Origin of the sequence: Polaribacter sp. PL03 (genome assembly GCF_033875165.1) — a bacterium.
Classification (GTDB): Bacteria; Bacteroidota; Bacteroidia; order Flavobacteriales; family Flavobacteriaceae; genus Polaribacter.
Genome location: NZ_JAWZSV010000005.1, coordinates 308,109 through 317,567, shown reverse-complemented (window position 1 = coordinate 317,567; position 9,459 = coordinate 308,109). Strand labels below are relative to the sequence as shown.

The following is a 9,459-nucleotide window of genomic DNA, read 5'->3' as shown; positions in this document are numbered from 1 at the left end:
AAAGTTGATAAAGATCTAAAAACAAATTTTAATGAACGAAACTAACAAAACAATATAGCTGTTAGCGGGTGCAAAACTACAACTCATTTTTAATCTAACAACTATCTTTTGAAGTTTATTTTTAAATTAATTATTAAACTCATTGTTTTGAACTAGTTAGAACTCCGTTTTTTTTTGCATTTATTATAAAAGACGCTTTTTTAGATTTTGTTTGAACTCGCAAAAGTCAATGAAAATGCATTTCATGGAACATTATAGGGTATTTATATAAAAAACACAAAACCTAACTAGTTTATTTTTAAGTAATTAATTTCGTAAAAAAAAACAAAATATAAAACCTGAGATGTTTACCTTATATAATAACCGTTAAATGCAAAGAAATAAGATGTATTTAACTAATTGATATTACATAGAAAACTTTGAAAGGAACTTAACTTTGCAAATTAGCTGTGTTAGGGATTGAAACGGCATCCTTTTGTGAAGTATGATACAAAAGATATAGTGGAAAGCCCGACTTTTTTTTTACTAAAAGTATTTATAATTGAATAATTGTCTTTAGATAATGTAAAATGTTAAGTAAACTAAGAATAAAAAAAAGGAACACCCATAAAAAACATACCGCTATAATAAGTACATATATATATTGTGTGAAAAATTGTTTTCTAATATCTTTGCATTCTCAAATATTAGACATTAAATGATTAAAATAACTTTACCTGACGGAACTATTAAGGAGTTTGCAATAAATAGCACTCCGATGGATGTTGCAAAAAGCATTAGTGAAGGGTTTGCTAGAAACGTAATATCTGCAAACTTTAACGACGTAACTGTTGAAACCACTACCCCATTAACCACGGATGGTTCTTTAACTTTATATACATTTAATGACGATGATGGAAAGAAAGCTTTTTGGCATTCTTCTGCTCATATTTTAGCTGAAGCTATTTTAAGTTTTTATCCGAAAGCGAAATTAACTATTGGACCTGCTATTGATAATGGTTTTTATTATGATGTAGATTTAGGTGAAGACGTTATCTCTGATAAAGATTTTCCTGCAATTGAAAAGAAATTTTTAGAGATTGCACGTGGTAAACACGAATTCTCTATAAGATCTGTTTCTAAAGCAGATGCTTTGTCTTTATATAAAGGAGAAAACAATGAATATAAAGTTGAGTTGATTGAGAACTTAACAGATGGAGAAATTACTTTTTGTGATCATAGCGACTTTACCGATTTATGTAGAGGAGGCCATGTACCTAATACGGGGATTATAAAAGCAATTAAAATAATGAGTGTTGCTGGTGCTTATTGGCGTGGTGACGAAAAGAACAATCAGTTAACGCGTGTTTATGGGATTAGTTTTCCGAAGCAAAAGTTACTAACTGAATATTTAGAATTATTAGAAGAAGCTAAAAAACGTGACCATAGAAAATTAGGTAAAGAATTAGAGTTGTTTACTTTTTCTCAGAAAGTTGGTGCCGGTTTACCTTTATGGTTACCAAAAGGTGCAGCTTTACGTAATCGTTTACAAGACTTCTTAAAGGTAGCACAAAAGAAAGCTGGTTATGAAGAAGTAATGACGCCACATATTGGTCAGAAAGAATTATATGTTACTTCTGGGCATTATGAAAAATATGGTGAAGATAGTTTTCAGGCAATAAAAACGCCTAAAATGGATGAGGAATTTTTATTAAAACCTATGAACTGCCCGCATCACTGTGAAGTTTATAACTTTAAACCTTATTCTTATAAAGATTTACCAAAACGTTTTGCTGAATTTGGAACCGTTTATAGATACGAACAAAGTGGAGAACTACATGGTTTAACACGTGTTAGAGGTTTTACGCAAGATGATGCACATATTTTTTGTACACCAGAACAATTAGATCAAGAATTTAAAGATGTTATAGATTTAGTTTTATATGTTTTTGGTTCTTTAGGTTTTGAAGATTTTACTGCTCAGGTTTCTATTAGAGATAAAAGTAACCCTGACAAGTATATAGGAGACACTGAAACTTGGGATGCTGCAGAACAAGCAATTATTAACGCTGCAACAGATAAAGGTTTAAATTTTGTAATTGAAGAAGGTGAAGCTGCCTTTTATGGTCCTAAATTAGACTTTATGGTGAAGGACGCTTTAGGCAGAAGCTGGCAACTTGGAACGATACAAGTTGACTATAATTTACCAAAACGTTTCGATTTAACCTATAAAGGAGCAGATAATCAATTACACAGACCAGTAATGATTCATAGAGCGCCATTTGGTTCTATGGAGCGTTTTATTGCGGTATTGCTAGAACACACGGGAGGAAACTTCCCACTTTGGTTAACTCCTGATCAGGTTATCTTATTGCCAATCAGTGATAAATATCAAAAATATTCAGAAAAAGTTTTAAAATCGTTAGAAAATTCCGAAATTCGCGCCCTGGTAGACAACCGAAGTGAGAAGACTGGTCGAAAGATTAGAGATGCAGAAATTAGCAAAACACCATTTATGGTTATTGTTGGTGAGAAAGAAGAACAAGATGGCACAGTTTCTGTAAGAAGACATGGTGAAGGTGATATTGGTACGTTTACAATTGAAGAATTTATTTCTTTAATTAAAGCAGAAGAAAGTAAAACATTGAAGAAATTTTAATTAATTTTGAAGTCCTTCAAAAAAAACAAATAAAAAGGTTGGTAATGCAACTAATGTATAATTTAAATTTATAGGTCATAGCAATACGTAGAAGCAGGTCGAGAAGGCCGTTAAGAGTAATCAAAGAAGATCAACATAGGATTAATGAAAAAATAAAATATGTTGACGAAGTTCGTCTTGTGGGCGATAATGTAGAAGTTGGTGTATATTCTTTAGACAAAGCTAAAGAATTATCTGTTGAACTGGAATTAGATTTGGTAGAGATTTCACCAAAAGCTAAACCACCAGTTTGTAAAATTATCGATTACAAGAAATTCTTGTATGAGCAAAAGAAGCGTGAAAAATCTTTAAAATCTAAAGCAACGAAAGTTACTATTAAAGAAATTCGTTTTGGACCTCAAACAGATGAGCATGATTATGAATTTAAAAAGAAGCATGCTCTTAAGTTCTTACAAGAAGGCGCTAAGTTAAAAGCATTTGTATTCTTTAAAGGACGTTCTATTATTTTTAAAGAACAAGGACAAATTTTATTATTAAAATTAGCCCAAGAACTAGAAGAATATGGTAAAGTAGAACAGTTACCAAAATTAGAGGGTAAACGTATGATTATGTTTATTGCTCCTAAAAAAGTGAAATAACAATCTTATAAGCAAGATAAAAACGAAGGAGAGATGCCTAAAATGAAAACCAAATCTAGCGCCAAAAAACGATTTAAAGTTACTGGTACTGGAAAAATCAAAAGAAAGCACGCGTTTAAAAGTCACATCTTAACAAAGAAGTCTAAAAAACGTAAATTAAGGTTAACTCATGACGGTTTAGTACATAAATCGGATAAGTCTAACATTATGCAACAGTTAAACTTGAAATAAGTTTAACAAGGGAATTTAATTATTAACCATGGAGTTAGGCAAAAAATAAAAAGTATTCTTAATTGAATCGCCTACTACAAAACACATTGAAATTATGCCAAGATCAGTAAATTCAGTAGCCTCAAGAAAAAGAAGAAAAAAAATCTTGAAGGCAGCAAAAGGTTACTTTGGACGTAGAAAAAACGTTTACACAGTAGCAAAAAATGCGGTTGAAAAAGGAATGCTTTATGCATACCGTGACCGTAAAAACAATAAGAGAAACTTTCGTTCTTTATGGATTGTGCGTATTAACGCTGCAGCTCGTTTACACGGAATGTCTTACTCTCAGTTTATGGGAAAAGTAAAAGCTAACCAAATCGAATTAAACCGTAAGGTTTTAGCTGATTTAGCTGTTAACAACCCAGACGCTTTTAAGGCAGTTGTAGAAAAAATTAAATAAATATAAATTACTTGCTTATAATAAAAACCCAAACGTTTCGTTTGGGTTTTTTTATTACTTTTATTATTTTAAAACTTCTATTAAATTTTTATAAAAATGAGATTACATATATTAACTTTTGCAGCAATTCTATTCGTATCAATTTCTTTCGCACAAGAAACAGAAACAGTTAATGAGGATACTTCACTAAGCGGACAGTTTGATAAAATATATAGAACATCTACAAGCTACCAATCATACAAAGTAATTGGTAAGGAGAAATTCTTACAACTTAAACAAAATGTTTTAGATTCATTAAAAACTTCTCAAAAATTAGTTATAGAAAAAGAGAACCTTCTTAAGATAGAAAGACAAAACATAGCAAAGACACAAGAGACACTTAATAAAACTAAATTAGATTTAGAGGCAGCAGTGCAAAAAGAAGATTCTATCTCTTTATTTGGCCTACAGTTAAATAAAACAACCTATAACCTTATTTTATGGGCTCTTATTCTTGGCTTGTTATTAGCCTTACTTTATTTCATTTTTAAATTTTCTAAAAACAATATTCTTACAAAAGAAGCTAAAAGTAATTTACTTGATGTTGAATATGAGTATGAACAACATAGAAAAAAAACAATTGAAAAAGAACAAAAATTAAGGAGAGAATTGCAAGATGAGATTAACAAACAAAGAAATTCCTAAATAAACACCTTCTTTATTGTAAAAGAATAAATTTTATTTAACATAACAACGCTTATATTAAACTTATATCAATAATTTGTATCTGTACTTTTAGTCAGTAAATATTTTGTAATTTTATAAAATAACCATCAAATTATAAAAATTGAATATACTACATATAAGTGCAGAATGTTTTCCGATTGCAAAAGTTGGTGGACTTGCAGATGTTGTTGGAGCACTTCCTAAATATCAAAAAGAATTAGGCACTACAAGTAATGTTGTAATGCCTTTTTATAATAATGAATTTACACAAGGTAATAACTTTGAAACAATTCATGAAAACTACACATCATTAGGTCATGAATATTTTAACTTTAAAGTACTTAAACTAGTTGACAATAAACTAGGTTTTGACCTTTACTGCATAGATGTACCAGATTTACTCTACAAAGACTTTGTTTATTCTAATGATGATACAAAACGATTTTTAGCTTTTCAAATTGCTACATTAGACTGGATTTTAACTTTACAAGAAAAGCCAGATATTGTTCATACGCACGATCATCATACAGGGTTAATTCCTTTTATGATGTCTCATAGTTTAAAGTATGAATCTCTAAAAAAAACACCCACAGTCTTAACAATTCATAATGCACAATACCAAGGCTGGTTTTCTCATGATAATGTAAACCTAATTCCGCCTTTTAACTTTGAAAAAGTAGGCTTATTAGATTGGAGTAGTCAAATAAACTCATTAGCAGCTGCAATAAAGTGTGCTTGGAAAGTTACAACAGTCTCTCCTTCTTATATGGAAGAACTAAAGTTGAAAGCAAATGGTTTAGAAGACTTACTAAATGATGAAAGTGCAAAATGTGTTGGTATCCTAAATGGTATCGACTGGACTGTTTGGAATCCTGAAACAGATAAAAAATTACTGAAAAATTATTCTATAGCTACAGTTAAATCTGGCAAAAAAACTAACAAAGAATTTCTTTGTAAAGAATTTAATTTAGATGTTAAAAAACCACTTTTCACTTTTATTGGAAGGTTAGTTGGTGAAAAAGGTGCTGACTTATTTCCTGAAATTTTTAAAACAGCGTTAAAGGAGAATGACATTTCTATTTTACTATTAGGTTCTGGTCATAAAGAAACTGAAGAAGAACTTGCTAAAATACCGAAAGAAAACTTTAATACATTTATTGGTTATGATGAAAAGCTGGCACATATTATTTATGCTGGTGCAGACTTTCTTTTAATGCCATCTCGAGTTGAACCGTGTGGTTTAAATCAAATGTATTCTTTACGGTATGGCACAGTACCCGTTGTTAACGCTATTGGTGGTTTAAAAGATACCATTATAGATATTGATAGTAATAACGGTTTTGGTATTGTTCATAACGGAGTTACGGTAGAACATGTAACTACTGCTATAACAAAAGCGACAAAATATTACAAAAGCAAAGGATTTGAAGAAAATCTAAAAAACATAATGTCAATAAATCACTCTTGGAGCAATTCTGCACAAGAATATGTAAACTTATATAAAACTTTAAAAAATTAATTATGATAAATGATAAAGTACTAGGTATTATTTTAGGAGGAGGACAAGGATCTAGATTGTATCCATTAACAAAAGACAGGTCTAAACCTGCAGTTCCAATTGCTGGAAAATATAGATTGGTAGATATACCAATTTCTAATTGTATAAATTCAGACATTAAAAGAATGTATGTTTTAACACAATTTAATTCAGCTTCTTTAAATCAACATATCAAAAATACTTATCATTTTAGTTTTTTTAGTTCTGCTTTTGTAGATGTTTTAGCTGCAGAACAAACAATGCAAAGTGACAAATGGTTTCAAGGAACTGCAGATGCAGTAAGACAAAGTATGCATCACTTTTTACAACACGATTTTGAGTACGCATTAATATTGTCTGGTGACCAGTTGTACAACATGGATTTTAAAGACATGATTGAAAAACATAAGGAAAGTGGTGCTAAAATTTCTATAGCAACCTATCCTGTAAATGCAAAAGACGCAACATCTTTTGGTCTTTTAAAAACAGATGATAAAAATACAATTACTTCATTTATAGAAAAACCAGCTGCTGAGTTGTTACCAGATTGGACTTCTGAAGTAAGTGATGAAATGAAGAGTGAAGGTAGAAACTATTTAGCTTCTATGGGGATTTACATTTTTAACCGTGATTTATTGGTAGAATTAATGGCAAACCCCGATACGATTGATTTTGGTAAAGAAATAATACCACAGGCTATTGGAGAACACAAAACAATGAGTTACCCTTATGAAGGTTATTGGACAGATATTGGAAATATAGATTCTTTCTTTGAAGCTAATCTAGGTTTAACAGATGACCTCCCTAAATTTAATTTATACGATGAAAACAGAGTTTATACAAGAGCACGAATTTTGCCCACATCAAAAATTTCTAATACAATTTTAAATAAAACTATTATAGCAGATGGTTGTATTATAAATGCCGAAAAAATAGAAAAATCTGTTATTGGTATTCGTTCTAGAATAGGTAAAGAAACTATTATAACTAATACCTATATGATGGGTAATGATTTTTATGAATCTTTAGCTGACATAAAGAAAAAGAATATAGAAAACCAAATTGGCATTGGAGATAGATGCTTTATTAACAATTGTATTATTGATAAAAATGGTAGAATTGGAGACGATACAAGAATTAACGGTGGTAAACATTTAAAAGATATAGAAACAGACACGTACCTCGTAAAAGATGGTATTGTAGTTATTAAAAAAGGTGCTATAATACCTAAAGGAACTGTAATATAAAACTATTTAATTTTCAACTTAAAACCAATACATGTCTAAAGTTATAGCGCATAGTTTATTTTCAGATTTCGACATTAGTCTTTTTAAGGCCGGTAAACACTACAAATTATATGAGAAATTTGGTTCTCACATTACAACAAAAGATGGTATAGAAGGTACTTATTTTGCAGTATGGGCACCTAGTGCTAAAGAAGTCTCTGTAGTTGGAGATTTTAATTATTGGAACGATGAAGAACATCAACTTAATGTAAGGTGGGATTCTAGTGGTATTTGGGAAGGTTTTATTCCTTTTGCAGGAAAAGGCAATACTTATAAATATAAAATAAAAAGTAATAGTAACAATATTGTAACAGAAAAAGCTGATCCTTATGCACGTAGATGCGAACATCCGCCAAAAACTGCTTCTATAATTTGGGAAGATTCTTATTCTTGGAAAGATAAAAAATGGATGAAAGAACGCAAAAAGCAAAATGCTTTAAATGCACCTTATTCTGTATATGAAGTCCATTTAGGTTCTTGGAAACAAAAGGTAGAAGAAAATAGGTTTATGAGTTATACAGAACTAGCTGATGAACTTGTAAGTTATGTTAAAGAAATGAATTTTACACATGTAGAGTTTATGCCTATAATGGAGTTTCCGTATGACCCAAGTTGGGGTTACCAAATAACAGGTTACTTTGCTCCTACTTCTCGTTTTGGTTATCCTGATGAATTTAAGTTTTTAGTTGATAAATTTCATGAAAATGGTATTGGAGTCCTTTTAGATTGGGTGCCATCTCACTTCCCATCAGACGCTCATGGTTTAGGTAATTTTGATGGTTCTAGTTTATATGAACACCCAGATCCTAGAAAAGGATATCATCAAGACTGGAAGAGTCTTATCTTTAACTATGGTAGAAATGAAGTAAAATCCTTTTTAATAAGTAATGCCATATTTTGGTTAGAACAATATCATGCAGATGGTCTACGAGTAGATGCAGTAGCATCTATGTTATTCTTAGATTACTCTAGAAAAGATGGCGAATGGGAACCAAATGAATTTGGAGGTAGAGAAAATTTAGAAGCAATTTCTTTTATAAAAGAAATGAATGAAGCCGTTTATAAAAACTTCCCCGATGTACAAACCATTGCAGAAGAATCTACATCTTTTCCTCAAGTATCTAGCCCTGTTTTTTCTGGAGGATTAGGTTTTGGAATGAAATGGATGATGGGTTGGATGCATGATACTCTAGGATACTTCAAAAAAGAAACGGTTTATCGAAAACATCATCAAGACGAATTAACATTTGGCTTAAATTATGCTTTCTCAGAAAACTTTATGCTACCTCTTTCTCATGATGAAGTAGTTTATGGTAAGAAATCTATTGTAAATAAAATGCCTGGAGATGAATGGCAAAAATTCGCAAACTTAAGATTGTTATATAGTTTTATGTACACACATCCCGGAACGAAGTTATTGTTTCAAGGTGCTGAATTTGGACAAACAAGTGAGTGGAATTTTAATGGTAGTTTAGATTGGCATTTACTAGACTATAAGGTTCACAAAGGAGCTCAAAATTTAGTAAAAGATTTAAATAAATTATACAAGAAAGAAGTTGCATTGCACGACAAACAATTTTCACATGAAGGTTTTGAATGGATAGATCATGGTGATCATGAGAATTGTGTAATGACATATATTAGAAAAGGAGATAATGAAAAAGATAATTTAGTTATTATTTTAAATTTAACTCCCGTACCTAGAGAAAGCTATAGAATAGGTTTACCTAAAACAGGTACATTAAAAGAAGTTTTTAATAGTGATGCTTCCAAATATAATGGAACCGGTAATTTTAAAAATAAACTATTAATTTCAGAAAAAAAAGAATGGAATAGTAGAGTAAATTCAATAGAATTAAATCTACCTCCATTAGGTATGCTTGCCTTTAAATACAAATAATAAGAATACTAAATCCTCTTTTTTATGATGCTATTAGAATCATAATAAAAGAGGATTTTTATTTTAAAATTCACAATAAAAGACT

At 30.4% G+C, this 9,459-nt stretch carries 8 protein-coding genes; all 8 read left to right on the top strand.

What is annotated here, in order from left to right; translation table 11 throughout:
* The first annotated feature begins 697 nt into the window (after positions 1-697).
* The 8 genes from thrS (at position 698) to glgB (ending at position 9,374) form a co-directional block, all read left to right on the top strand.
* Positions 698-2,638: a threonine--tRNA ligase gene (gene thrS, locus SHK09_RS12615; RefSeq protein ID WP_319811140.1), complete on the top strand. Its 1,941-nt coding sequence runs from the start codon at positions 698-700 to the stop codon at positions 2,636-2,638.
* Positions 2,639-2,757: 119 nt separating this feature from the next.
* The gene (infC, locus tag SHK09_RS12610; RefSeq protein ID WP_319811143.1) at positions 2,758-3,276 is read left to right on the top strand and encodes a translation initiation factor IF-3; all 519 of its coding nucleotides are present in this window, start codon (positions 2,758-2,760) and stop codon (positions 3,274-3,276) included.
* Between the two features lie 33 nt (positions 3,277-3,309).
* Positions 3,310-3,507 (top strand): 50S ribosomal protein L35, encoded by a 198-nt coding sequence (gene rpmI, locus SHK09_RS12605; protein WP_100946252.1) that lies wholly within the window; start codon positions 3,310-3,312, stop codon positions 3,505-3,507.
* Between the two features lie 94 nt (positions 3,508-3,601).
* A complete protein-coding gene (gene rplT / locus SHK09_RS12600) occupies positions 3,602-3,946 on the top strand; it encodes a 50S ribosomal protein L20 (protein ID WP_068450935.1) in 345 nt (114 codons plus the stop codon).
* A 96-nt stretch (positions 3,947-4,042) separates the two neighbouring features.
* Positions 4,043-4,630 (top strand): hypothetical protein, encoded by a 588-nt coding sequence (locus tag SHK09_RS12595; protein WP_319811139.1) that lies wholly within the window; start codon positions 4,043-4,045, stop codon positions 4,628-4,630.
* Between the two features lie 142 nt (positions 4,631-4,772).
* Positions 4,773-6,170, top strand: coding sequence for a glycogen/starch synthase (locus tag SHK09_RS12590; RefSeq protein WP_319811138.1), 1,398 nt, complete (start codon positions 4,773-4,775; stop codon positions 6,168-6,170).
* A gap of 2 nt (positions 6,171-6,172) precedes the next feature.
* Positions 6,173-7,435, top strand: coding sequence for a glucose-1-phosphate adenylyltransferase (locus SHK09_RS12585; protein ID WP_319811137.1), 1,263 nt, complete (start codon positions 6,173-6,175; stop codon positions 7,433-7,435).
* 31 nt (positions 7,436-7,466) lie between these two features.
* Positions 7,467-9,374 carry a 1,4-alpha-glucan branching protein GlgB gene (glgB, locus tag SHK09_RS12580; RefSeq protein ID WP_319811136.1) on the top strand — a complete coding sequence of 636 codons (1,908 nt, stop codon included), beginning with the start codon at positions 7,467-7,469 and terminating at the stop codon, positions 9,372-9,374.
* The last annotated feature ends 85 nt before the right edge of the window (positions 9,375-9,459 follow it).

What these genes read in the sequence shown, in the direction of transcription:
- thrS (WP_319811140.1), top strand. Translation starts at nt 698, where the DNA reads ATGATTAAAATAACTTTACCTGACGGAACTATTAAGGAGTTTGCAATA.
- rpmI (WP_100946252.1), top strand. Translation starts at nt 3,310, where the DNA reads ATGCCTAAAATGAAAACCAAATCTAGCGCCAAAAAACGATTTAAAGTT.
- rplT (WP_068450935.1), top strand. Translation starts at nt 3,602, where the DNA reads ATGCCAAGATCAGTAAATTCAGTAGCCTCAAGAAAAAGAAGAAAAAAA.
- SHK09_RS12595 (WP_319811139.1), top strand. Translation starts at nt 4,043, where the DNA reads ATGAGATTACATATATTAACTTTTGCAGCAATTCTATTCGTATCAATT.
- SHK09_RS12585 (WP_319811137.1), top strand. Translation starts at nt 6,173, where the DNA reads ATGATAAATGATAAAGTACTAGGTATTATTTTAGGAGGAGGACAAGGA.
- glgB (WP_319811136.1), top strand. Translation starts at nt 7,467, where the DNA reads ATGTCTAAAGTTATAGCGCATAGTTTATTTTCAGATTTCGACATTAGT.